Annotated in this window: 20 protein-coding genes; 8 read left to right on the top strand and 12 right to left on the bottom strand. The window is 61.5% G+C overall.

Going from position 1 to position 23,500, the window contains the following annotated elements; all coding sequences use genetic code 11:
- Position 1 precedes the first annotated feature (1 nt).
- From pheA to mtnA, 4 genes are all read right to left on the bottom strand, one after another.
- Positions 2-1,096, bottom strand: coding sequence for a prephenate dehydratase (gene pheA, locus P3C29_RS00775; RefSeq protein WP_003218812.1), 1,095 nt, complete (start codon positions 1,094-1,096; stop codon positions 2-4).
- Positions 1,096-2,181, bottom strand: a complete 1,086-nt coding sequence (serC, locus tag P3C29_RS00770; protein WP_010176230.1) for a 3-phosphoserine/phosphohydroxythreonine transaminase — start codon at positions 2,179-2,181, stop codon at positions 1,096-1,098. Before serC ends, pheA begins: the two co-directional genes overlap by 1 nt.
- Before the next feature lie 218 nt (positions 2,182-2,399).
- Entirely contained in the window at positions 2,400-5,054 is a 2,655-nt protein-coding gene (gene gyrA, locus P3C29_RS00765) for a DNA gyrase subunit A (RefSeq protein WP_010176232.1), read from the bottom strand.
- A 303-nt stretch (positions 5,055-5,357) separates the two neighbouring features.
- Positions 5,358-6,434: an S-methyl-5-thioribose-1-phosphate isomerase gene (gene mtnA, locus P3C29_RS00760; RefSeq protein WP_201122395.1), complete on the bottom strand. Its 1,077-nt coding sequence runs from the start codon at positions 6,432-6,434 to the stop codon at positions 5,358-5,360.
- Between the two features lie 108 nt (positions 6,435-6,542).
- Between mtnA and P3C29_RS00755 the strand changes: the two genes are divergently transcribed.
- The 4 genes from P3C29_RS00755 (at position 6,543) to P3C29_RS00740 (ending at position 10,230) form a co-directional block, all read left to right on the top strand.
- A complete protein-coding gene (locus P3C29_RS00755) occupies positions 6,543-7,874 on the top strand; it encodes a TRZ/ATZ family hydrolase (RefSeq protein WP_275963703.1) in 1,332 nt (443 codons plus the stop codon).
- Between the two features lie 63 nt (positions 7,875-7,937).
- Positions 7,938-8,636 (top strand): bifunctional 2-polyprenyl-6-hydroxyphenol methylase/3-demethylubiquinol 3-O-methyltransferase UbiG, encoded by a 699-nt coding sequence (gene ubiG / locus P3C29_RS00750; protein ID WP_010176235.1) that lies wholly within the window; start codon positions 7,938-7,940, stop codon positions 8,634-8,636.
- Between the two features lie 4 nt (positions 8,637-8,640).
- The gene (gene mupP, locus P3C29_RS00745; protein ID WP_010176236.1) at positions 8,641-9,312 is read left to right on the top strand and encodes an N-acetylmuramic acid 6-phosphate phosphatase MupP; all 672 of its coding nucleotides are present in this window, start codon (positions 8,641-8,643) and stop codon (positions 9,310-9,312) included.
- A gap of 177 nt (positions 9,313-9,489) precedes the next feature.
- Positions 9,490-10,230 carry a YciK family oxidoreductase gene (locus P3C29_RS00740; protein WP_275963702.1) on the top strand — a complete coding sequence of 247 codons (741 nt, stop codon included), beginning with the start codon at positions 9,490-9,492 and terminating at the stop codon, positions 10,228-10,230.
- Between the two features lie 183 nt (positions 10,231-10,413).
- Here the strand turns inward: P3C29_RS00740 and P3C29_RS00735 are convergent, their stop codons facing one another.
- From P3C29_RS00735 to P3C29_RS00710, 6 genes are read right to left on the bottom strand one after another with little or no spacing between them, the layout of a single operon-like run.
- On the bottom strand, positions 10,414-11,928 hold the full coding sequence (locus P3C29_RS00735) for an ABC transporter substrate-binding protein (protein WP_275963701.1): 1,515 nt from the start codon (positions 11,926-11,928) through the stop codon (positions 10,414-10,416).
- A 15-nt stretch (positions 11,929-11,943) separates the two neighbouring features.
- A complete protein-coding gene (locus P3C29_RS00730; protein ID WP_275963700.1) occupies positions 11,944-12,945 on the bottom strand; it encodes an ABC transporter ATP-binding protein in 1,002 nt (333 codons plus the stop codon).
- On the bottom strand, positions 12,942-13,898 hold the full coding sequence (locus P3C29_RS00725; RefSeq protein ID WP_275963699.1) for an ABC transporter ATP-binding protein: 957 nt from the start codon (positions 13,896-13,898) through the stop codon (positions 12,942-12,944). The genes P3C29_RS00730 and P3C29_RS00725 overlap by 4 nt, the downstream gene beginning before the upstream one ends.
- The gene (locus P3C29_RS00720) at positions 13,895-14,752 is read right to left on the bottom strand and encodes an ABC transporter permease (protein WP_010176242.1); all 858 of its coding nucleotides are present in this window, start codon (positions 14,750-14,752) and stop codon (positions 13,895-13,897) included. The genes P3C29_RS00725 and P3C29_RS00720 overlap by 4 nt, the downstream gene beginning before the upstream one ends.
- Complete coding sequence (locus P3C29_RS00715) at positions 14,749-15,696, bottom strand: ABC transporter permease (RefSeq protein ID WP_010176243.1); 948 nt, start codon at positions 15,694-15,696, stop codon at positions 14,749-14,751. Before P3C29_RS00715 ends, P3C29_RS00720 begins: the two co-directional genes overlap by 4 nt.
- Positions 15,697-15,699: 3 nt before the next feature.
- Entirely contained in the window at positions 15,700-16,587 is an 888-nt protein-coding gene (locus P3C29_RS00710; RefSeq protein ID WP_275963697.1) for a proline iminopeptidase-family hydrolase, read from the bottom strand.
- A 182-nt stretch (positions 16,588-16,769) separates the two neighbouring features.
- Between P3C29_RS00710 and P3C29_RS00705 the strand changes: the two genes are divergently transcribed.
- Positions 16,770-17,534 (top strand): LuxR family transcriptional regulator, encoded by a 765-nt coding sequence (locus P3C29_RS00705; RefSeq protein ID WP_010176245.1) that lies wholly within the window; start codon positions 16,770-16,772, stop codon positions 17,532-17,534.
- A gap of 94 nt (positions 17,535-17,628) precedes the next feature.
- Entirely contained in the window at positions 17,629-18,555 is a 927-nt protein-coding gene (locus P3C29_RS00700; protein ID WP_169387465.1) for a proline iminopeptidase-family hydrolase, read from the top strand.
- A 116-nt stretch (positions 18,556-18,671) separates the two neighbouring features.
- On the opposite strand, the gene P3C29_RS00695 is transcribed toward P3C29_RS00700, so the two are convergent.
- Entirely contained in the window at positions 18,672-20,183 is a 1,512-nt protein-coding gene (locus tag P3C29_RS00695) for a nucleobase:cation symporter-2 family protein (RefSeq protein WP_010176247.1), read from the bottom strand.
- A 172-nt stretch (positions 20,184-20,355) separates the two neighbouring features.
- Here P3C29_RS00695 and P3C29_RS00690 point away from each other — a divergent pair, with 172 nt between their 5' ends.
- Together P3C29_RS00690 and P3C29_RS00685 are read left to right on the top strand one after the other, a co-directional pair.
- Complete coding sequence (locus P3C29_RS00690) at positions 20,356-21,306, top strand: LysR substrate-binding domain-containing protein (RefSeq protein WP_010176249.1); 951 nt, start codon at positions 20,356-20,358, stop codon at positions 21,304-21,306.
- A 144-nt stretch (positions 21,307-21,450) separates the two neighbouring features.
- Positions 21,451-22,284, top strand: coding sequence for a hypothetical protein (locus tag P3C29_RS00685; RefSeq protein WP_010176250.1), 834 nt, complete (start codon positions 21,451-21,453; stop codon positions 22,282-22,284).
- Here the strand turns inward: P3C29_RS00685 and punC are convergent.
- Positions 22,281-23,474 carry a purine nucleoside transporter PunC gene (punC, locus tag P3C29_RS00680; RefSeq protein WP_201122368.1) on the bottom strand — a complete coding sequence of 398 codons (1,194 nt, stop codon included), beginning with the start codon at positions 23,472-23,474 and terminating at the stop codon, positions 22,281-22,283. The two genes, P3C29_RS00685 and punC, sit on opposite strands and share 4 nt — an antisense overlap.
- Positions 23,475-23,500 lie beyond the last annotated feature (26 nt).

Raw genomic sequence — 23,500 nt, 5'->3', positions numbered from 1 at the left:
CTCACAAAACCGCTTTCGGGTAAGAGCCCAGCACCTTGAGTGCTACGGCTTCCTGACTGATTTTCTCGAGCACACCCTTGACCAGTGGGTCGCGGTGATGGCCGACGAAGTCGATAAAGAACACATAAGTCCATTTACCGCTGCGCGAAGGACGAGTCTCGATTCGCGTCAGGTCAATCCCGTTGTCGTGGAACGGCACCAGCAGCTCATGCAGCGCGCCGGGCTTGTTGCTCATGGAGACGATGATCGAGGTCTTGTCGTCGCCGGTGGGCGGCACTTCCTGGCTGCCGATCATCAGGAAGCGCGTGGAGTTATCCGGGCGATCCTCGATTTTCTCGGCCAGGCGCGTCAGGCCATACAGGCCAGCGGCCATGTCACCGGCAATTGCCGCCGAATTCCACTCACCCTTGACCCGCTTCGCCGCTTCGGCGTTGCTGGACACCGCCACACGCTCCACGTTCGGATAGTGCGCGTCCAGCCACTTGCGGCACTGGGCCAGGGACTGGGCGTGGGAGTAGATGCGGCTGATGCTGTCGGTCTTGGTGTTTTCGCCCACCAGCAAGTGGTGGTGGATACGCAGCTCAACTTCGCCGCAGATCACCATGTCGTGCTCAAGGAAGCTGTCGAGCGTGTGGTTGACGGCGCCTTCGGTGGAGTTTTCCACCGGCACCACGCCAAAATTCACCGCCCCGGCGGCCACTTCACGGAACACTTCGTCGATCGCAGCCATCGGCTTGCTGATCACGGCGTGACCGAAGTGCTTCATGGCTGCAGCTTGAGTGAAGGTGCCTTCCGGGCCGAGGTAAGCCACTTTCAGCGGCTGCTCCAGTGCCAGGCACGAAGACATGATTTCACGGAACAACCGCGCCATCTCTTCGTTGCCCAGCGGGCCCTTGTTGCGTTCCATCACGCGCTTGAGCACCTGGGCTTCACGCTCCGGACGGTAAAAAACCGGCACTTCGCCTTCAGCCAGGGACGCCATTTTCACCCGTGCAACTTCCTGGGCGCACCGCGCGCGCTCACTGATCAGCTCCAGGACTTTCTCGTCCAGGCTGTCAATGCGTACGCGCAGGGCCTTGAGTTCTTGCTCAGACATTAGCCGTGTTCCTTTTCGAACTCTGCCATGTAGGCCACCAACGCCCTGACGGCGTGGATATCGACAGCGTTATAGATGGAGGCGCGCATGCCACCTACCGAACGGTGGCCCTTGAGGTTCAACAGGCCGCGCTCATCGGCGCCGGCCAGGAATGGCTTGTCCAGACGGTCGTCCGCCAGGCGGAACGGCACGTTCATCCACGAACGATCGGTCAGGTTGATCGGGTTGCTGTACAGGCCGCTGGCGTCGATGAAGTCGTACAGGGTACGTTTCTTCTCTTCGTTGAGCTTGCCCATGGCAGCCACACCGCCCTGCTCTTTCAGCCATTCGAATACCAGGCCCGACAGGTACCAGGCGAAAGCCGGCGGGGTGTTGTACATCGAGCCGTTATCGGCCGCGACCTTGTAGTTGAGCATGGTCGGGCACAGCGAACGCGCACGACCCAGCAGGTCTTCGCGGATGATGTTGACCAGGATGCCGCTCGGGCCGATGTTCTTCTGCGCGCCGGCGTAGATCATGCCGTACCTGGACACATCGATCGGCCGCGAGAGGATGTCCGAGGACATGTCGCACACCAGCGGAACATCACCCACCTCGGGAACCCAGTCGAACTCCAGGCCGCCAATGGTTTCGTTCGCCACATAGTGAACGTAGGCGGCGTCTTTCGAGAGCTTCCACTCGTTCTGACCAGGAATGGCGAAGTAGTCGTAAGGCTTGGCAGTGCCCGCCACATTGACGTGACCGTAACGGGAGGCCTCTTCAATCGCCTTCTGGCCCCAGATACCGGTGTCGATATAGTCGGCCGTGCCGTCTTCCGGCAGCAGGTTAAGCGGGATCTGGGCGAACTGCTGGCTTGCGCCGCCTTGCAGGAACAACACTTTGTAGTCAGACGGGATGTCCAGCAAGTCGCGCATATCCTGCTCGGCCTTGGTGGCAATGGACACGAACTCATCGCTGCGATGGCTCATTTCCATCACGGAGAGGCCTTTTCCATGCCAGTCGAGGAGTTCACCCTGCGCGCGCTGCAGGACTGCTTCAGGAAGCGCCGCGGGACCGGCACAGAAGTTATAGGCTCTCTTGCTCACATCCAATCTCTCTGATCTGGTGGGACTGCAATCAACATCCCGCAACGCGGAACCCTGTAGGAGCTGGCTTGCCAGCGATGCAAACGACTCGGCGCTTCACTTGAACCGAGTTGATGCCATCGCCGGCAAGCCGGCTCCTACAAGAGCGGCGCGGCGTCGTATTTCAAAAGGGACAAACAACAAGGGGGCGAATCTTCATCCGCCCCCTGTGTGTCCGCTTATTCCTGCGGTTCTTCTTCGTCTGCGGCAGCGTCGAGTGTTGGCTCGTCGACGTTGTCATCGCCACCGGCGATCACGTCACCCTCAAGCTCTTCACCTTCCAGCTCCTCACCCTCGACTTCCGATGGCTCCTGGACACGCTCCAGGCCTACCAGGGTTTCGTCGCTGGCCAGCTTGATCAAGGTCACGCCCTGGGTGTTACGCCCCAGGCTCGACACTTCATCAACCCGGGTACGCACCAGGGTGCCCTGGTCGGAAATCAGCATGATTTCCTCACCATCCAGCACCTGGACCGCGCCGACCAGACGGCCATTGCGATCGTTGCTGACCATGGCGATAACGCCCTGGCCGCCACGCTTGTACTCAGGGAACTCGCTGATGGCCGTACGCTTGCCGTAACCACGAGCCGAAGCAGTGAGAATCTCGCTGCCTTCTTCCGGGATCAGCATCGAAATCAGCTTCTGCCCTTCCGGCAGACGCATGCCGCGCACACCGCGGGCGGTACGGCCCATGGCGCGAACGTCGGATTCCTTGAAGCGCGTGACCTTGCCGCCGTCGGAGAACAGCATGACTTCACGCTCGCCGTCGGTGATGGCCGCGCTGATCAATACGTCGCCTTCGTCCAGTTCGAGGGCGATCAGGCCCACGCTGCGTTGACGGCTGAAGGATTCCAGCGGGGTCTTCTTCACGGTGCCCTTGGCGGTGGCCATGAAGATGAAGTGACCTTCGGTGTATTCGTCTACTGGCAGCATGGTGGTGATGTATTCATCACTGTCCAGCGGCAGCAGGTTGACCAACGGACGACCACGGGCAGCACGGGACGCTTCCGGGATTTCGTAGGTTTTCAGCCAGTACACCTTGCCCTTGCTGGAGAACAGCAACAGCGTGGTGTGGCTGTTGGCAACCAGCAGGTGAGCGATGTAGTCCTCATCCTTGACGCCGGTAGCCGATTTGCCTTTACCACCACGGCGCTGGGCCTGGTACGCAGCCAATGGCTGGGTCTTGGCATAGCCACCGTGGGAGATGGTCACGACGCGATCTTCTTCCGGGATCATGTCACCCAAGGTCAGGTCGAGACGGGCATCGAGAATCTCGGTGCGACGCACGTCGCCGTATTCGGCGCGGATCACTTCCAGCTCTTCGCGGATCACTTCCATCAGGCGCACGGCGCTGTTGAGGATGCGGATCAGCTCGCCGATCTGGTTGAGAATCTCCTGGTACTCGGCCAGCAGCTTCTCGTGCTCCAGGCCGGTCAGGCGGTGCAGACGCAGTTCCAGGATGGCCTGGGCCTGTTCCGGGGACAGGAAGTACTTGCCGTCGCGCAGGCCGTATTGTGGGTCCAGGGTCTCCGGACGGCACGAATCGGCACCGGCACGCTCAACCATCGCCACTACGGCGCTGGATTCCCACGGCATCTTGATCAGGGCTTCCTTGGCTTCCGACGGCGTCGGCGAGGCCTTGATCAGGGCGATGACCGGGTCGATGTTCGACAGCGCAACCGCCTGGCCTTCCAGGATATGGCCGCGTTCACGTGCCTTGCGCAGTTCGAACACGGTACGGCGGGTGACCACTTCGCGGCGGTGACGCACGAAGGCTTCCAGCAGATCCTTGAGGTTCAGGATGCGCGGGCGGCCGTCGATCAGCGCTACCACGTTGATACCAAACACGCTTTGCAGCTGGGTCTGGGCGTAGAGGTTGTTGAGGATCACCTCAGGCACTTCGCCACGACGCAGCTCGATCACTACGCGCATACCGTCTTTGTCAGATTCGTCGCGCAGCTCGGTGATGCCTTCCAGCTTCTTCTCTTTAACCAGCTCGGCGATCTTCTCGATCAGACGCGCCTTGTTCAACTGGTAAGGAAGCTCGGTGATGACGATCTGCTGGCGGCCACCGACCTTGTCGATGTCTTCGATGATCGAGCGGGCGCGCATGTAAATGCGGCCACGACCGGTGCGGTAGGCTTCGATGATACCGGCGCGACCGTTGATGATCGCGGCAGTGGGGAAGTCTGGCCCCGGGATGTATTGCATCAGCTCATCGACGGTCAGCTCGGGGTTGTCGATGAGGGCCAGGCAACCGTCGATGACTTCACCGAGGTTGTGTGGCGGGATGTTGGTGGCCATGCCCACGGCGATACCGCTGGAGCCGTTGACCAGCAGGTTGGGAATACGGGTCGGCATGACCGCCGGGATCATTTCGGTGCCGTCGTAGTTCGGCACCCAGTCCACGGTTTCTTTGTGCAGGTCAGCCAGCAGCTCGTGCGCCAGCTTGGTCATGCGCACTTCGGTGTATCGCATGGCCGCAGCGTTGTCGCCGTCGACCGAACCGAAGTTGCCCTGGCCGTCTACCAGCAAGTAGCGCAGGGAAAACGGCTGGGCCATCCGAACGATGGTGTCGTAAACCGCAGTGTCGCCGTGAGGGTGATACTTACCGATCACGTCACCGACAACACGGGCAGATTTCTTGTACGGCTTGTTCCAGTCGTTACCCAGCTCGCTCATCGCGAACAGCACACGCCTGTGCACGGGCTTCAAGCCATCGCGCGCATCAGGCAGTGCCCGACCGACAATTACGCTCATCGCGTAGTCGAGGTAGGACTGTTTCAGCTCGTCTTCGATATTGACCGGGAGGATTTCTTTGGCCAGTTCGCCCATGAGAAGCCTGATTCCTTTTTCGGGTGAAACCTCGTCACATCCATATGGGACGAACGAAGCTCGCCGCTGCTGGCATGGTGCCTGGCAACGACTTACGACAAATCAACGAGTTATGACACGGATCTGCGCATTAAAGGTTACCCCTTGAGGTGACCCTGGAAACCGCCGGATGTTATCACAATCGCCGCCACGCACCTATCCCCCTGATGCGCATGGAGCATAGTAAGTTGACGGATGACAGGCTTGACGGCGACGAGAGGGCCTTAGAGCTGGATCCAAGGCGTTTTTCGCGGGCAAATTGCCTTAATGCAGGCGTTTACGACACATCAGTTGCGCCAGCTTCGCCGTGTCGGGGCGTTCGACGATGCCTTTTTCGGTGACAATCACATCAATCAGGTCCGCCGGCGTTACGTCAAACACCGGGTTGAAGGCGTCCACATCAGCCGCCACACGGGTGCCGCCGACTTCCAGCAACTCCCGGGCATCGCGCTCTTCAAGCGGTACGTCATCGCCGCTGGCCGCCATCATGTCGATGGTGGAGCTGGGCGCCACCACCATGAAGCGCACGCCGTGATGCATGGCGCACACCGCCAATTGATAGGTGCCGATCTTGCTGACCACGTCACCGTTGGCGGCAATGCAATCGGCGCCGACGATCACCCAGGTCACGCCCTTGGTCTTGAGAATGTGCGCGCCGGCCGAATCGGCATTCACCGTGACCGGGATTCCCTCATTGGCCAGCTCCCAGGCCGTCAACCGCGAGCCTTGCAACCAGGGCCGGGTTTCGTTGGCGTAGACCCGCTCCACCATGCCTTCCAGGAACGCCCCGCGAATCACCCCGAGAGCGGTGCCCACGCCGCCCGTGGCCAGCGCTCCGGCATTGCCATGGGTCAGGATTGCCTGGACGTTGCCCTGATGCTTGCGGATCAGCTCCACGCCCAACTGCGCCATGGTGAGGTTGGCTTCACGATCACTTTGGTGAATCGCCACCGCCTCGGCCTCCAGCACCGCCAGCGGATCGGCGTGTTTCTTAAGGCGATCGAGGCAATCGCGCATGCGCTTCATGGCCCAGAAAAGATTCGACGCGGTCGGACGGGTATCCGCCAGCAGCGCGTAGTCCTCTTCCCAGGCAGCCTGCCAGTCGTCGCCCTCGGCGATGTGAGCACGCGCGGCCAGCACCAGGCCATATGCCGCACTGATGCCAATGGCCGGCGCGCCGCGCACCACCATCAAGCGAATGGCCTCGGCCACCTCGGCGGCACTGGTACAGGCCACCCAGGTTTGCGCGGACGGCAAAATACGCTGATCGAGCAGGTACAGTGCGCCATCACGCCACTCGATGGCCTTCACTTTCTCCGCAGCCAACAGTCGATCGCGCATCCCTCACCCCGCACTCATGAACAAAAGCCGCCGATTATAGCGATCCGCCAGCCAGGACGCTCGGGTATACTTCGCCGTTCTTTATAGATGCCTGGGAAACCGCCCTCGATGACACCGACTGCCGCCCCGCTCGACTTATTGCTGCTGCCCACCTGGCTGGTACCTGTCGAGCCTGCCGGCGTAGTGCTCAAGGAGCACGGCCTGGGCATTCGCGACGGGCGCATTGCATTTATCGGCCCACGCGCGGCGGCCTTGAAGCTCAAGGCTACCGAGGTGCGTGAACTGCCGGGCATGCTGCTCAGCCCCGGCCTGATCAACGCCCACGGCCACGCGGCGATGACGCTGTTTCGCGGCCTGGCCGACGACCTGCCGCTGATGACCTGGCTGGAAAACCACATCTGGCCCGCCGAGGCCAAGTGGGTCGATGAAGCCTTCGTGCGCGATGGCACTGACCTGGCCATCGCCGAGCAGATAAAGGGCGGCATCACGTGCTTCTCGGACATGTACTTCTTCCCGAAAGTCGCCAGCGAACGCGTGCACGACGCCGGTATTCGTGCGCAAATCGCCATTCCGATCCTTGATTTCCCGATTCCTGGTGCCAGTGATGCCGATGAGGCCATTCGCCAGGGCGTCGAGCTGTTCGGCGACCTGAAGCACCACCCGCGGATCAAAATCACCTTCGGCCCCCACGCGCCGTACACCGTCTGCGATGAAAACCTGGAAAAAATCCGGGTGATCGCCGAGGAGCTGGACGCGTCGATCCATATGCACGTGCATGAAACCGCTTTCGAAGTGCAGCAGTCCGTTGAGCAGCGCGGTGAACGCCCGCTGGCACGGCTCGGTCGCCTTGGCTTGCTGGGGCCGCGCTTCCAGGCCGTTCACATGACCCAAATCAGCGATGACGACCTGGCTTTGCTGGTAGAAAGTAACACCAGCGTGATCCACTGCCCGGAATCCAACCTGAAACTGGCCAGTGGCTTCTGCCCGGTGGAGCGCCTGTGGCAAGCCGGCGTCAATGTGGCAGTAGGCACCGACGGCGCCGCCAGTAACAATGACCTCGACCTGCTGGGCGAAACCCGCACCGCCGCGTTGCTGGCCAAGGCCGTCGCCGGCTCGGCCACTGCCCTGGATGCCCACCGCGCGTTGCGCATGGCCACCCTCAACGGCGCCCGAGCCATGGGCCAGGAAAGTGAAATCGGCTCGCTGGAAGTGGGCAAGGCCGCCGACATCGTAGCCTTCGACTTGTCGGGCCTGGCGCAACAACCGATCTACGATCCGGTCTCACAGCTTATATATGCCACCGGACGCGATTGTGTGAAACACCTTTGGGTCGGCGGCAAGCAATTGCTCGACGACCGGCAACTGACCCGCCTGGATGAAGAACAGTTGTGCGCCACGGCCATCGCCTGGGGCCAGCGCATCAGCGGACACAGCGAATAACGCCCGCCCTGGCAACGAACGCCAGGGCCGGCAAAACGTTTTATCAGATTTAGAGGATTCCCCATGAGCAACGTCGACCACGCTGAAATCGCCAAATTCGAAGCCTTGGCCCATCGCTGGTGGGACCGCGAAAGCGAGTTCAAACCCCTGCACGACATCAACCCGCTGCGGGTCAACTGGATTGACGAGCGCGTCAACCTGGCCGGCAAGAAGGTGCTGGACGTGGGTTGCGGCGGCGGCATTCTCAGCGAATCCATGGCCCAGCGCGGCGCCACCGTGATGGGTATCGACATGGGCGAGGCGCCACTGGCCGTCGCCCAGTTGCATCAGTTGGAATCGGGCGTGAACGTCGAATACCGGCAGATCACCGCCGAAGAGCTGGCCGAAGAGATGCCCGGGCAGTTCGACGTGGTCACCTGCCTGGAAATGCTCGAGCACGTGCCAGACCCGTCCTCAGTGATCCGCGCGTGCTTCAGCATGGTCAAGCCCGGCGGCCAGGTGTTCTTCTCCACCATCAACCGCAACCCGAAGGCGTACCTGTTCGCAATCATCGGTGCCGAATACATCATGAAGTTGCTGCCCCGCGGCACCCATGACTTCAAGAAATTCATCCGCCCTTCCGAGCTGGGCGCCTGGAGCCGCCAGGCCGGGCTGACCGTCAAGGACATCATCGGCTTGACCTACAACCCGCTGACCAAGCACTACAAGCTGGCGAGCGACGTTGATGTCAACTACATGATCCAGACCCTGCGCGAGGAGTAAGCCTGTGAAGTTGCAAGCGGTTCTTTTCGACATGGACGGTACCCTGCTGGACACCGCGCCGGACTTTATCGCCATCTGCCAGGCCATGCGGGCCGACCGCGGCCTGGCGCCGATGAACGACCAGCACATCCGCGATGAAATCTCCGGCGGCGCCCGGGCGATGGTCGCCGTGACCTTTTCCATGGACCCCGAATCCCCAGGCTTTGAAGAGCTGCGCCAGGAATTCCTGGAGCGCTACCTCAAGGGCTGCGCGATTCACAGCAAGCTGTTCGAGGGCATGGAAGAGCTGCTGGCCGATATCGAGAAATCCAGGCTGATCTGGGGCGTGGTCACCAACAAGCCGCTGCGCTTTGCCGAACCGATCATGCAGCAACTGGGCCTGGCGGAACGCTCGGCGCTGTTGATCTGCCCGGACCACGTGAAGAACAGCAAGCCAGACCCGGAGCCGCTGATCCTGGCGTGCAAGATGCTCAACCTGGACCCGGCCAGCGTGCTGTTCGTGGGTGATGACCTGCGGGATATCGAGTCGGGCCGCGACGCCGGTACCCGAACCGCGGCGGTCACCTACGGCTATATCCACCCGGACGACAACCCGCGCAACTGGGGAGCCGACGTGGTGGTGGATCACCCGCTGGAATTGCGCAAAGTGCTGGATAGCGCGCTGTGCAGCTGCTGATCGGGAATGCTTGAGGTTGATGCGCCTTTGTGGCGAGGGAGCTTGCTCCCGTTCGACTGCGCAGCAGTCGCAAACAGATGGGCTGCTTCGCACCCAACGGGAGCAAGCTCCCTCGCCACAGAAGCCTTAGCCGCAATGAATCACATGGATTTTCTGTGAACTTTGTCGAGGTTGTTTATGTTTGATTACTCCGCACGTCCAGAACTGCTCAAGGGCCGGGTCATCCTGGTCACCGGCGCCGGTCGCGGGATTGGCGCGGCGGCGGCAAAAACCTATGCCGCCCATGGCGCCACTGTGCTGTTGCTGGGCAAGACCGAAGCCAACCTGGCGCAGGTCTATGACGAAATCGAAGCGGCCGGCCAGCCACAGCCCGTGGTGATTCCGTTCAACCTGGAGACCGCCCTGCCCCATCAATACGATGAGCTGGCAGCGATGATCGAAAAGGAATTCGGCCACCTCGACGGCCTGCTGCACAACGCCTCGATCATCGGCCCGCGCACGCCCGTCGAGCAGTTGTCGGGTGAGAATTTCATGCGGGTGATGCACGTGAACGTCAACGCGATGTTCATGCTGACCAGCACGTTGTTGCCGCTGCTCAAGCTGTCCCAGGATGCATCGGTGGTGTTCACCTCCAGCAGCGTGGGCCGCAAGGGCCGCGCTTATTGGGGCGCGTACGGGGTGTCGAAGTTTGCCACCGAAGGCCTGATGCAAACCCTGGCGGACGAGCTGGATAACGTCGCACCGGTGCGCGCCAACAGCATCAACCCGGGCGCCACCCGCACCAGCATGCGGGCGCAGGCGTATCCAGGGGAGAACCCGACCGATAACCCGACACCGGAAGACATCATGCCGGTGTACCTGTACCTGATGGGGCCGGACAGTACCGGCATCAATGGCCAGGCGTTTGACGCGCAATAACAGACACTGGCTGGCTTTCGTGGTGAGCGGGCTTGCCCCGCGCCGGGCTGCGAAGCAGCCCCATTAAAGACACCGCATGCTTTCAGATAAATGAGATGACCGGCTTCAGGGCTGCTTCGCAGCCCAGCGCGGGGCAAGCCCGCTCACCACAAAAGGGCTGGCCCCACATTGGGTTTACAACGCTTAGTTCTTCACCACTTCCTCAAGCGTGAAGCGCCCCAACGGGTTTTGCAGGAAGTTGCTGACGTTCTTGCGTGAGATGTTGATGTACGGGCTGTAGTACAAGTCGATCCAGTTCACATCCTGTTTCGCCATTTTCTGCAGGTCGATGTACATCTGCTCACGCTTCACCGGGTCGGCTTCGATCCGCGCGGCCGCCACCAGGTCCTTGACCTTGTCGTTCTTGTAGCGGGTCATGTAGTTCTGGTTGGTGTCGTGGCCCAACACGAAGGTGGTCTTCTGGTCCGGGTCGAGGATGTCGTTGGTCCAGTACATCACCGAGATGTCGTAATCGCCGTCCACCAGCATCTGCCAGCTTTGGGTCGGGTCGACCTTTTGCAGGTTGGCCGTCACGCCGACCTTGGCCAACTGATCCTTGATCATCACCGCAATCTGCTCGTCGGCTTCGTTGCCGGCGTTGACCACGTAGTTCAGCTTCAAATCCTGGGCACCGGCAGCAGCCAGCAGCTTCTTAGCTTCGGTCGGGTCGTACGGGCGTTGCAGGTTGTTGGCGTAGTGGTACAGCGAACCTTTCGGAATGTAGGAATAGGCCACGGTGCCTTGACCGAAGGTGGCGGTTTTCACCAGCGACTGTTTATCGATGGCCATGTCCAGCGCCTGGCGCACTTCCGGCTTGGCCAGCAGGCCGTGGGCATGGTTGATCAACAGGTGATCTTCACGGGTCGACGGGTCGGAGTGGACCACCACGTTCTTGTCTTTTTTCAGTTCTTCAACCCGGGAGAACGGGACGAAGATCGCTGTGTCCAGCTCGTTGTTCTGCACCATGCGCATGCGCGTATTGTCATCGGTGACCGACACCCATTCCACGCCATCCAGGCTCACCTTGCCGGCCTGCCAGAAGTTCGGGTTCTTCTTCAGAATCACCCGATCACCCTTGCGCCACTCGCCCACGGTAAACGCGCCAGAGGTCACCGGGTTTTCCGAGTAGGCGTCCTCGCCCATGGTGGTCATGGCCTTTTCCGACAGGATCGATACCGTCGGTGAAGCGAGTTGCGAGAGGAAGGCCACCGCCGGGGTTTTCAGCGTTACCACCAGGGTTTGCGGGTCGCTGGCCTTGGCCGTGTTGATCAGGCTGAACGGGTCGCTCCACAGCGAGGCCTTGTTGTCGCGGATGCGCAACAGGCTGAATGCGGCGTCGTCAGCGGTGATCGGCGAACCGTCCGAGAACTTTGCGGCACGCAGCTTGAAGGTATACGTCAGGCCGTCCTTGGAAATGTCCCAGCTTTCTGCCAGCCCCGGTTCCATCTTGGTGCCCAGGTTATCCACGCGCACCAGGGTGTCGTAGACGTTGGCGAACACCCAGGTGTCGCGGTTCTGCGCACTTTTGATCGGGTCAAACGTGGTGCTGTCTTCGCGGCAGCCGATGGTGAGTACACCCGCGGCGTGGGCGATACCGGCGGTCAGCGACCACGCGGTGAGCGTGGCGGCGGCGAGCAACTTCAAGTGACGGGATTGCATGTCATAACTCCTTGTCTATAACGGCGGTTGTTCACGAGTGGCAGATAGGGTCAAAGGCTCTTCAAGCACGCAACTGTACCGATGCGTTTGCACAAAGTGAGTCGGCGGCAATACCTCGGAACACACGGCGCGTGCATGCCGGCAACGCGGGTGAAAGGCGCAGCCATCGGGCAGTTTCAGCGGGCTCGGTGGCTCGCCTGGCAACGGTTCGCTGGGCAGCGGGCGGTGCGGATCAATCTCCGGAATCGCCTGGATCAGGGCCGCCGTGTACGGATGACGCGGCGTGGTGAACACCGCTTCCACCGGGCCTTCCTCGACGATTTTCCCCAGGTACATCACCGCCACCCGGTCGCACAGGCGGCGGACGATGGCCAGGTCGTGGGCGATAAACAGGATCGCCAGGTTCATGCGCTGTTGCAGTTCCAGCAGCAGGTTGATGATCTGACCCTGGATCGACACATCCAGGGCGGCCACGCATTCGTCGGCGATGATCAGCCGCGGCTCCACCGCCAGCGCCCGCGCAATGCCGACGCGCTGGCATTGCCCACCACTCAGGGAGCCGGGCTTGCGGCTGGCAAGCTCGGGGCGCAGGCCTACCAGGTCGAGTAATTCATTGACCCGGCGCGAGATATTGTCTGGCGGCACCTTGCGCTGCACACGCAGGACTTCAGCGATGGTCTCGCCGACCGTCAGGCGCGGGTTCAGGGCCGCGTAGGGATCCTGGAAGATCATCGCCGTCTCGTGCCGCAGACGCGCGATGTCGACCGGCCCGGCGTGAGCCATGTCGATACCGTCAAACACCACCTGCCCGGCGCTGATGGGGTTGAGGCGCAGGATCGCCCGGCCCAACGTGCTTTTGCCGCTGCCGGACTCGCCCACCAAACCGAGGGTTTCGCCGGCGGCCAGGGTCAGCGAAACACCATTGACTGCCCTCACCCACTGTTTATTCAGGCCCAGCAGGCCGCTGCCAGCGGCGGCAAACCGCACCTCAAGGTCATTCACCTGCAACAGCGTCATGGGCGAACTCCCAGGGGATAGTGGCAGGCAACTCGTGCGCCTTCCGGCAGCAGCTCGGTGCACAAGCTGCCGACCTGCGGGCAACGCGGGTTGAACCGGCAGCCCTTGGGCAATGCATCAAGCAACGGAGGCTGCCCGGCGATAGTGCGCAACAAGGCATGGCCGCTGCTGGTGGCGGGCTGGCACTCGATCAGGCCGGCGGTGTAAGGGTGTTGCGGGTGCGCCAACAGCTCGTATTTGCTGCCGTGCTCACACAGGCGACCGGCGTACATCACGGCGATGGAATCACAGGTTTGCGCCACCACGCCCAGGTCGTGGGTGATCATGATGATCGACAGGCCGCGCTGGTCTCGCAGGTCCAGCAGCAGGCGAAGGATCTGCGCCTGCACGGTGACGTCGAGGGCGGTGGTCGGCTCGTCGGCGATCAGCACGCTGGGATTGCAGCCCAGGGCCACGGCGATCATTGCCCGCTGGCGCATGCCGCCGGAAAACTCGTGAGGGTAATTGTCGATACGCGCCTGCGGATCAGGAATCCCGACCTGGCGCAGCACCTCGATGGCCTGCAAGCGCGCCTCCTTCTTCGACGCGCCCTGATGCAGGCGGATACCTTCGGCGATCTGCTCGCCGATGCGCATCAGCGGGTCGAGGTGACTGCTGGGGTTCTGGAAAATCATTCCCAGTTTTCCGCCGCGTACTGCGCGCATGCCGGCATCATTCAGTGCGAGCAAATCCTGGCCGGCGAGGCGCACCGAGCCGCCCTGCACCCGCAGGCTGGGGGACGGCAGCAAACGCATCAACCCGCGACAGGCCATGGTCTTGCCCGAACCGCTTTCGCCCACCAGGCCGAGGATTTCACCTTCGGCCAGGTCGAAGGACACCCGGTCCACCAACGTCACGTCGCGCCCGGTGTTATTGGCGATCACGCTCAGGTCGCGCACTTGTAGAAGACTCATGAGCGGTCCCCCAACACTTGCGCCACACCATCGGCCAGCAGGCTGAAGCCCATGGCCAATGTCACGATGGCCAGGCCCGGGAAAGTGCAAATCCACCAGGCGGTGGTGATAAACGCCTGGCCTTCGGCAACCATGGTGCCCCACTCGGCCGTCGGTGGTTGCACGCCCAAACCGAGGTAGCTGACCGCCGCACCGTTGAGCAGCACCAGCACCGCGTCAGACATCGAGAACACAATCGAGCCGAACATCGCGTTAGGCAACAAATGCCGGAACAGAATGCGCCCATGACCAAAACCCAGGCTCTTGGCGGCCAGGGCGAAGTCGCTTTCCTTGAGCACCAGGATCTGCGAGCGAATCAGCCGCGCGTAAGACACCCAGCCCACCAGCGCCATGGCGATATAAAAGCTCTTCAACCCCGGACCGAGGATCGCCATGATCGCCAGCATCAGCACCAGGAAGGGAAACGCGAGGATCACGTCGATCACCCGCATGCAGAAGCTGTCGAACCGCCCGCCGATATAACCGGACACCGCGCCGACAAACGTGCCGATCAGGAATGGAAAGATCACCCCGACCACCGCCAGTTGCAGGTCGATTCGCGCGCCCCAGATCACCCTCGAAAGAATATCTCGACCGTAGTTATCCGTACCAAATGGATGGGCCAGGCTGGGGCCCAGCAAACTGATGTCGGTGTTTTGCGCAATCGGATCGAAGGGTGCGATCCACGGTGCGAAAACGGCCAGCGCCAACCATGTCAGCAAAATCAACAGGCCCCAGGCCGCGGTCAGGCGGCCATTGCGAAAACCAAAGCGCAGGCGCAAGCGCCACGGGGCAATCAACGGGCGGCTGCTCATTGCATTTTCACTCGAGGGTCGAGCGCGACCGTCACCACGTCGGCGACAAAGTTGACCAGCACGGTCGCGCAGGCCAGCACCATCGCCACGCCCTGCACCACCATGTAGTCGCGGGTGAAGATCCCGCGCACCAGCAACTGGCCAATGCCGGGAATCGCGAACAGGCTTTCGATCACCACCGTGCCGCTGATCAACCAGCCGATGTTCACGGCCAGCAGGTTGACCGCCGGCACCAGGGAATTGGGCAGTACATGGCGACGAAACACCGCCGCCTCCGACAACCCTCGCGCCCGGGCGGCGGTGACGTGGTCGGCCTGCAGCTCCATCAACATGCTCGCCCGCAGGTTGCGCACCAGCACCGCCGACAACGCCAGGGCGATGGTCAGGCACGGCAGCACCATGTGGTGCGCCTTGTCCAGCCAGGTACGCCCATAACCGGAGACCGGGAACAATCCCCATTGCACGCTGAGCAACAGGATCAGCATCAAGCCCAGCCAGAACGCCGGCATGCCCAGGCCGACCGTGGTGAACAGCCGGATCAGGTTATCCGCCCAACCGCCTTTATTCCGTGCGGCCACGGTGGCCAGCGGCACGGCGATCAACAGCGCCAGCAGCACACTGCCGAGCACCAGGAACAGGGTCGGCTCGATGCGGGTGACGATCAGTTTCAGCGCGTCGACCTTGTACAGCAGCGACTGGCCAAGGTCGCCCTTGAGCAGGTTTTTCAGGAAGTAGAAATATTGCAGCCACAAGGGCTGGTCGAGGCCGTACTGGGCGCGAATCTTCAGCAAGGCGTCCGGCGTGCTGCGTGACCCCAGCAGGGCCCGCGCCGGGTCGCCGGGAATCGAGCGCACCAGCACAAAGGTGATCAGGCTGATGCCAAACAGCACCGGCAGCAATTGCAGCGGCCGGGACAGCACAAAACGGTAACGCGCCAGGTTCATCCGTCAGCCTCGGTGACGAGCAAGGAAGTCCAGCAGCACCGGGAAGTAAGCCTGGGGCTCTTCGTAAAACGGCATATGGCTGCTGTTGGGGAACACGTGCAGCTCGGCGTGCCTGGCCGCGCTTTTCATGCGCATGGCGCAGGCCGGGGTCAGCTCGTCGTGCTGGCCGGTGGTGATCAGTATCGGCATCTTGAATTCGGCCATCTCGGGGATGCGGTTCCAGTCCTTGAGGTTGCCGATGTAGAGGAATTCGTTGGGGCCCTGCATGGTTTCGTAGGGGCCCATGTTCCAGTCGCCAAGGGAGCGCTGGACCGGCGCCGGCCACTCGTCCAGCCGGCAGACGTGGCGGTAGTTGAGCAAGGTGATGGCAGCCTGGTACTGCGGGTGGTCAAGGGTGCCCATGGCTTCATGGCGTTGCATCATGGCCACGGTTTCGCTGCCCAGGGCTCCGCGCAAGCGTTCCAGTTCCAGAGACAGGTGCGGAATGTCGCCGACGGTGTTTTCCAGGATCAGGCTTTTCAGCGCGTCGGGGTAGTGAATGGCGTACTCGATGCCCAGCCATCCGCCCCAGGAATGCCCCAGCAAGTGAACGCGGCCCAGGCCGAGGGCCTGGCGCACGGTTTCAACTTCTTCGACATAACGGCCGATTTCCCACAGCGAAACATCGGTCGGTCTGGCTGAAGCGCCTGTGCCAAGCTGGTCGAATGCAATCACTCGCAGGCCGTTGTCCTTGAGCCAGCCATGAGCGTCGCGCAAGTAGTCGCAAGGCAGCCCCGGGCCGCCATTGAGACACAGCAACACCTCATCGCCTTCGCCAAAGCCATAGGCCACGAGGTTGTGGCCGTCGACTTGCACGTTGTACCGCTGGTCGGGGGCAATTTCACGCCACATGCATACATTCCTTGTTGTGTGTCGGCCCTGGGAATAGTGGCCGCTTAAAGGCCAACACTACCGAGGATGCCGCGCGTCCATAACCTGGTAATTCTTATAGGTTTGGTCTGGCAGTCCTTCGCCGGGGCGTGGCATTCTACTTGCAGCAAGACGAGATTCAAACGAATTCGGGAGCAGAACGGATGCTGGCCAGGCTAACCGCATTTAATGACCGTCTCATCCCCGGCAGGAGCCTGGATGAACAGATGGACAACACCCTCGTATTGGCCCAGAACCTGGGTTTTGATGCGCTGGTCTACGACTACACCCCCGTGCCCATTGACCATAATGGTGCACTGATCACCCCTTCTGTGCTGCAACTGCGCAATACGCCGCCCGACTGGTACAGCTTGTGGTGCAGCGCCGGCTTTTATCAGATCGATCCGGTGCAGCATCTGGCACTGTCGACGGTTTCACCGTTTGTCTGGTCCTACGAAGCCAAGGCCGACACTGCACTGCAAAAGATCATCGACCCGTGCCACGCCCCCGTATCCAGCTACCTGCACGACCGGCAGATGACCTGCGGCGTCAGCGTGCCGATCCACCTGCCCCGTGGCGGCTTCGCCTCACTGACCGGCCTGCGCACCGGCAAGGCCAGTACCGTGCTGCAGGATGCCCGCCAGACCCTGTCGGAATTCAGCCTGATTACCCACGCCTTGCAGGAAGCGGCCTACCCGCTATTCAGCAAGGAGCTGCGTTCATACCCGCATATCCGCCTGACCAAGCGTGAACGCGAATGCCTGAAATGGGCCGCCGACGGCCTGACCGCCGCCGAAATCGCCACGCAACTGAGCCGTTCGCTGGCCGTCGTCACCCTGCACCTGGCTTCGGCCATGCACAAGCTCGGGGCCAAGAACCGGGTGCAAGCGGTGGTACGGGCCACCCACTACCGGTTGCTGGAAGATTGATCCGAAGGAAAAACCTAGCTGTTTTGCTAGTTACTTAAACTTTCTGTGCCGACTATCGTGTACCTGATCACTTTTTCTCAGGGCAGGGCACGAAATGGAATTCATCGAAACAATCCGCGAAGGCTATGCGGCCTTTCGCGACTACCAAACCTGGTATCGGATCACCGGCGACCTGGACAGCGGCCTCACGCCGCTGGTCATCCTGCATGGTGGCCCGGGTTGTACCCATGATTATGTCGACGCCTACAAGGACGTGGCTGCCAGCGGCCACGCGGTCATTCACTACGACCAACTGGGCAACGGCCGCTCCACCCACCTGCCTGACAAAGACCCTTCGTTCTGGACCGTGAGTTTGTTCCTGGAAGAACTGGACAACCTGCTGGACCACCTGCAAATCAGCAACAACTACGCGATATTGGGGCAATCCTGGGGTGGCATGCTCGGCAGCGAACACGCCATCCTGCAACCCAAGGGCCTGCGGGCGTTCATCCCGGCCAACTCGCCGACCTGCATGCGTACCTGGGTCAGCGAAGCCAACCGCCTGCGCAAATTACTGCCTGAAGGCGTACACGAGACCCTGCTCAAGCACGAACAGGCCGGTACCTACCAAGACCCTGAATACCTCGCGGCTTCGCGGATTTTCTATGACCAGCATGTGTGCCGGGTCAATCCATGGCCGGAAGAAGTCGCCCGCACCTTCGCCCAGGTGGACGCCGACCCGACGGTGTATCACGCCATGAGCGGCCCGACGGAATTCCATGTGATTGGCAGTTTGAAAGACTGGAACGTGATTGGCCGGCTGTCGAAGGTCAATGTGCCGACCCTGGTGATTTCCGGTCGCCATGACGAGGCCACACCGTTGGTGGTCAAGCCGTTCCTGGATGAGATCGCCGATGTGCGCTGGGCGTTGTTTGAAGACTCCAGCCACATGCCGCATGTTGAAGAGCGGCAGGCGTGCATGGGGACGGTGGTGCAGTTTTTGGATGAGGCGTGCGCGGTGCCCCACAGAAAAGTCAGCTGATAACACCGTGTATGTGGCGAGGGAGCTTGCTCCCGCTCGACTGCGAAGCAGTCGCAAAAGCTGGGGCCGCTTCGCAGCCCAACGGGAGCAAGCGCCCTCGCCACAATGATTGGCTGTTACACCTCACTCGTCTGCGCCCTGCCGTGCACCGCCGCTTTCTTCGGCACTTCCTCCAGCAACGGAATCTCCTTGCCCTCGGCATCAAACAGCTTGCCGCCGCTGAAGTAATCCCCGTCCCGCAACGCCGCCACATCCTGGAAGCACAGGCTGCGCTCAGTCCCGGCGACAAACACCGACTGCTGGTCCGAGTTGCCGGCAGTGAAGTGGTTGAACGCCAGGTTCAACAGGATCGCCATGATCGCCGACGAGCTGATGCCCGAATGGAAAATGGTCGCGAACCAGCTCGGGAAGTGATCATAGAAGCTCGGTGCCGCAATCGGGATCATGCCAAAACCGATGGAAGTGGCGACGATGATCAGGTTCATGTTGTTGCGGTAATCGACCTTGGACAGGGTGCGAATCCCACTGGCGGCCACGGTGCCGAACAGCACAATCCCGGCCCCGCCCAGCACCGAAGTCGGCACCGCCGCAATCACCCGCCCCATGAACGGCAGCAGCCCGAGGATCACCAGGAATATCCCGCCGGTGGCGACCACGTAGCGACTCTTGACCCCGGTCACCGCCACCAGCCCGACGTTCTGGGCGAACGCACTTTGGGTGAATGAACCGAAGATCGGCGCAAACATGCTCGACAGCATATCGGCACGCAGGCCATTACCCAGGCGTTTGGAGTCGACCTTGGTGTCGATGATTTCGCCCACTGCGAGAATGTCCGCCGAGGTTTCCACCAGTGTCACCATCACCACGATGCACATGGAAATGATCGCCGCGAGGTGGAAGGTTGGCATGCCGAAATGGAAGGGTGTGGGAAAGCCGAACATCGGGCCCTGGGTCACGCTGGAGAAGTCCGCCATGCCGAGGAACACCGCGATGACCGTGCCGATCACCATCGCCAGCAGAATCGACAGCCGGGAGATGGTCGCGCTGCCGATTTTGCTCAGCAACAACACCAGCACCAGGGTCAGCGCCGCCAGGCCGATGTTGGGCATGCTGCCGAAATCGGCGGCGCGGCTGTTGCCGCCCATGGCCCAGCGGGCGGCGACGGGCATCAGGGTCAGGCCGATGGTGGTGATCACGATGCCGGTCACCAGCGGCGGGAAGAATTTGGTTATTCGCGAGAACACCGGGGTGATCAACAACCCGATCAACGACGCGGCCATCACCGCCCCGAGAATCGCCGGGATGCCGCCCGCGCCGTCGCTGCCGACAATCGCCACCATGGTCGCCACCCCGGCAAAGGACACCCCTTGCACCAGCGGCAACTGGCAGCCGAAGAACGGCAACCCGAGTGTTTGCAGCAGTGTGGCCAGGCCACCGGCAAACAGCGAAGCGGCGATCAGCAGGCCGATATCGGCCGGCGACAACCCGGCCGCCTGGCCGACGATCAACGGTACGGCCACGATGCCGCCGTACATGGTGAGCACATGCTGCAGGCCGTAAGCCATGTTGGCCGCGACGCCGAGATTCTCGTCTTCTGGCCGCTGCGGTGACGCCTTCGGGATAGTCATGGTGAGGGGTTCTCTGTTTTTGTTGTGCACTCACTGTATGCAATAGAAAGATTGGATGTCCATAGAGTTGTATACAATCATTTTCACAAAACCATCACCAACGGCGTTACAAAAATCCATTCAGCCGCCCTGCCCCGTGGCTCGAAGCGCTGCGCACAAGGACTCGAAAAAAATGCTCAACCGCAAGCTGCGCATTCACGCCCCGGCGATTTACTACTTCGACATGGTTCGCCGCTGCCACTCGATCCGCGAAGCCGCGCGGCGCCTGAACGTGGCGTCGTCGGCGGTGAACCGGCAGATCCTCAAGCTGGAAGACGAAGTAGGCGCGGCGCTGTTCGAACGGCTGCCCGGCGGGCTGCGCCTGACCGCAGCCGGCGAGATCCTCACGCGCCACGTGAGTTTTGTGCTGCAGGATGTGGAGCGCGTGCGGGGCGAGTTGGAGGGTTTGAACGAGGTACAGACCGGCCACGTGGAAATCGCCACGGTGGAAGGCGCCACCGTGGAACTGCTGCCCGCCGCCCTCAAGCGCATGCGGGAGCGCTATCCGAAAGTGACCATTGGCGTCACGGTGCAAGGTTCACAGTCGATTCCCGGCGCGGTGGTCAATGGCCAGGCTGATCTGGGGCTGGCTTTTGCATTACCGCGCAGCAGCGAAACCATCCAGGTGTGTGTCGGCCATTTCCGTCTCGGTGCGCTGATGGCCCCGGGGCATCCGCTGGCCGGCGAGGCCAGCGTGAGTTACGCCGTCTGCTGCGAGCACGGGGTGATCCAGGCCAAGAGCGAGCTGTCGGTTCATCACCTGATCGCACCGCTGCACAAGCGTTCGGCGGCAGCGAACAAGCCGTTGCTGCACAGTAACTCCATGGAACTGGCCCGGCAGTTGGCCCGCCAGCAATTGGGCATCGCGTTCCAGACGCGCATCGGCGTGGAAGTTGATTTGGCCCGGGGCGAACTCCTGCACATCCCACTGAGCGACCAGGGCGGGATCTTCAGCGACCTGGGCTTGTACGCCCGCAAAGACCGGGACTTGCCGATCGCGGTGCAAGCCATGGCCCATCTGCTCAGTGAAGAAATCAGCCTGCGCGAACATCAGGAAACGCCCTGGATGCCGCGCATTTCCTGACTCTCAGGCCAGCTTCAGTGCTGCCGTTTCGGCATCGGCCCAGGCGAGATTCTGTTCTTTGGAACCCACAACGGATGTGCGGATACTGCGCCCGGCGACCCTTGCACGGTTGCCATGAGCCAAAACGCCAAAGGAATTAAAACAATGAAAAAGGCACTGCACGGCGCAACCGTATTGCTCACACTGTTCGGCGGCGGGGAGGCTGTCGCGCTGGAATGGATGAACAACAGCCTGGGATTTCGCTACGGTCAGCAGTTCACCAACCCGAACAACCCGGATGAATTCAGCAAGCGTATTTACAGCTTCACCCACGCCAGCGGTTACCAGTACGGCAGCAATTACCTGAACCTCGACGTGTTCCTGTCCGACAGCCGCGACCCACGCAAGGGCACCGATCACGGCGGCAGCGAAGTGTATGCCGTGTACCGGCACCAGTTGTACGCCTCACGGGTGTTCGATGTGCCGCTGGGTACCGGGGTGATCAAGGATTACGCGCTGACCTTCGGCTTTGATGCCAACCGCAACAACAACCTGGCGTCGGCGAAAAAGCGCGCGCTGGTGATCGGCCCGACCTTGAAGTTCAACACCGTCGGCGTGCTGGACCTGAGCCTGATGTACTACAAGGAAAGGAACCATTCCGGCATCCCCGGCGCGAAAGAACCCGACCACACCTTCGACGATACCTACATGCTCAACCTGACCTGGATGCGACCTTTCGAGATCGGCAACCATGGGGCGAAGTTTCAGGGGTTTATCAATCACGTCGGGGAAAAGGGCGAAGACTTCCATGGCCGCGACACCGCGCCGGAAACCCTGATGCGCACCGCGCTGATGGTGGCGGTGCGCCCGGGTAAAAGCGTCAAGCCCAACCTGTACCTGGGCGTCGGGTATGAGTATTGGCATAACAAGTTCGGCGTGGACGGCGGCCGGGGCAGTCGCACCTCCACGCCGACGGTGAACCTGGAAGTGACGTTTTAAGGCGCACTCACCAGGTCGGCATCGGCATCATCAACCTTCGGCCGCGCCAGCCAGTAACCCAACACGGCCAATGGCGCGGTGGCCAGCATCACAATCGCGGTGATCAACAGCGGTTGATCAATCATCGACGACACGATCAGGCTCGCGAGGAAACACAGGCCCAACTGCAACGTGTTCTGCAAGGCGGCCGCCTTGCCGGAATTTTCTGCAAATGGCATCAGCGCATTCGCCACCACGATTGGGTAGCTGGCGCCGTTGACCAGCGCCATCAGGCAGAACGGAATCAGCAAGGTGCTGAGCGTCGGCACAGTCAAGGTGGCCACCAGGTACAGCGCGCCCATGCTGATGCAGTACGCCAGCAGCAACCACGGCAACAAGGTCTTGCCCTGGAAGCGCTGCAACGCACTGCGGCAACTGTAGCCACCGATCAAAAACGACAGCGTGGGCAATACGTAGCTCAAGCCGATGTCATTGGGGCTATAGCCCATGCCGCCGAGGATGAACGGCGAGGCGGTGAGCCAGGCGAAGAAACTGGCGGAGCACGCGGCGAAGATCATCACGTTGCCGGTGAATACCCGCGACTTGAGCAACTGCCCATAACCCAGCCGGGAAGGTTCGCCATCGGTTGTCAGGCGTTTCGGCAATGGTTTGAGAAACAGTGTCGGTAACAGCAGTAGCAGCGATACCACCAACAGCACGCCGAAGATCGCCTGCCAGCCCCAGTGATTCAGCATCAACGCCCCCAGCAGCGGCGCCAGGGCCGGTGACAGAGACATCAGCGGCATGATGCCAGCGAATACCCGATGGGCCTTGTCCGCCGGGTAGCGATCAATCACCAGCGCTTGCCAACTGACGGCGGCGGAACACACGCCAATCGCCTGCACAAAGCGCAGGGCCAACAACTGCGGTGCAGTCTCGACCCAGAACATGCCCAGGCAACCGAGCACAAACAGGGAAAGGCCGCTGAGCAACACCGGTTTGCGTCCCAGCCGGTCGGACAGCGGCCCCCACAACAACTGCCCGACGGCAAAGCCCGCGAGGAAGATGCTCAGGCTCGCGCCCACCGCGCCGGGGGAAATCTGCAGTTGCTCGCCCATGGCGCCAAACGCCGGCAAGTACATATCCATGGCCAGATAGCCGAGCATGCTCAGCCCCGCCAGGTACCAGGTGAATCCAAAAGAGTTTTTCATTGAAGCCTTGTATAACCTGCCATCAA

Origin of the sequence: Pseudomonas sp. 1912-s, assembly GCF_029269205.1 — a bacterium.
Classification (GTDB): domain Bacteria; phylum Pseudomonadota; class Gammaproteobacteria; order Pseudomonadales; family Pseudomonadaceae; genus Aquipseudomonas.
Note: the sequence above shows the minus strand (reverse complement) of the source record. Positions and strands in the feature narration are given on the sequence as shown.

Excerpts from the sequence above, each read along its gene's own strand:
- pheA (WP_003218812.1), bottom strand. The coding sequence starts at position 1,096 with ATGTCTGAGCAAGAACTCAAGGCCCTGCGCGTACGCATTGACAGCCTG.
- gyrA (WP_010176232.1), bottom strand. The coding sequence starts at position 5,054 with ATGGGCGAACTGGCCAAAGAAATCCTCCCGGTCAATATCGAAGACGAG.
- mtnA (WP_201122395.1), bottom strand. The coding sequence starts at position 6,434 with ATGCGCGATCGACTGTTGGCTGCGGAGAAAGTGAAGGCCATCGAGTGG.
- P3C29_RS00755 (WP_275963703.1), top strand. The coding sequence starts at position 6,543 with ATGACACCGACTGCCGCCCCGCTCGACTTATTGCTGCTGCCCACCTGG.
- ubiG (WP_010176235.1), top strand. The coding sequence starts at position 7,938 with ATGAGCAACGTCGACCACGCTGAAATCGCCAAATTCGAAGCCTTGGCC.
- P3C29_RS00740 (WP_275963702.1), top strand. The coding sequence starts at position 9,490 with ATGTTTGATTACTCCGCACGTCCAGAACTGCTCAAGGGCCGGGTCATC.
- P3C29_RS00735 (WP_275963701.1), bottom strand. The coding sequence starts at position 11,928 with ATGCAATCCCGTCACTTGAAGTTGCTCGCCGCCGCCACGCTCACCGCG.
- P3C29_RS00730 (WP_275963700.1), bottom strand. The coding sequence starts at position 12,945 with ATGACGCTGTTGCAGGTGAATGACCTTGAGGTGCGGTTTGCCGCCGCT.
- P3C29_RS00725 (WP_275963699.1), bottom strand. The coding sequence starts at position 13,898 with ATGAGTCTTCTACAAGTGCGCGACCTGAGCGTGATCGCCAATAACACC.
- P3C29_RS00720 (WP_010176242.1), bottom strand. The coding sequence starts at position 14,752 with ATGAGCAGCCGCCCGTTGATTGCCCCGTGGCGCTTGCGCCTGCGCTTT.
- P3C29_RS00715 (WP_010176243.1), bottom strand. The coding sequence starts at position 15,696 with ATGAACCTGGCGCGTTACCGTTTTGTGCTGTCCCGGCCGCTGCAATTG.
- P3C29_RS00710 (WP_275963697.1), bottom strand. The coding sequence starts at position 16,587 with ATGTGGCGTGAAATTGCCCCCGACCAGCGGTACAACGTGCAAGTCGAC.
- P3C29_RS00705 (WP_010176245.1), top strand. The coding sequence starts at position 16,770 with ATGCTGGCCAGGCTAACCGCATTTAATGACCGTCTCATCCCCGGCAGG.
- P3C29_RS00700 (WP_169387465.1), top strand. The coding sequence starts at position 17,629 with ATGGAATTCATCGAAACAATCCGCGAAGGCTATGCGGCCTTTCGCGAC.
- P3C29_RS00695 (WP_010176247.1), bottom strand. The coding sequence starts at position 20,183 with ATGACTATCCCGAAGGCGTCACCGCAGCGGCCAGAAGACGAGAATCTC.
- P3C29_RS00690 (WP_010176249.1), top strand. The coding sequence starts at position 20,356 with ATGCTCAACCGCAAGCTGCGCATTCACGCCCCGGCGATTTACTACTTC.
- P3C29_RS00685 (WP_010176250.1), top strand. The coding sequence starts at position 21,451 with ATGAAAAAGGCACTGCACGGCGCAACCGTATTGCTCACACTGTTCGGC.
- punC (WP_201122368.1), bottom strand. The coding sequence starts at position 23,474 with ATGAAAAACTCTTTTGGATTCACCTGGTACCTGGCGGGGCTGAGCATG.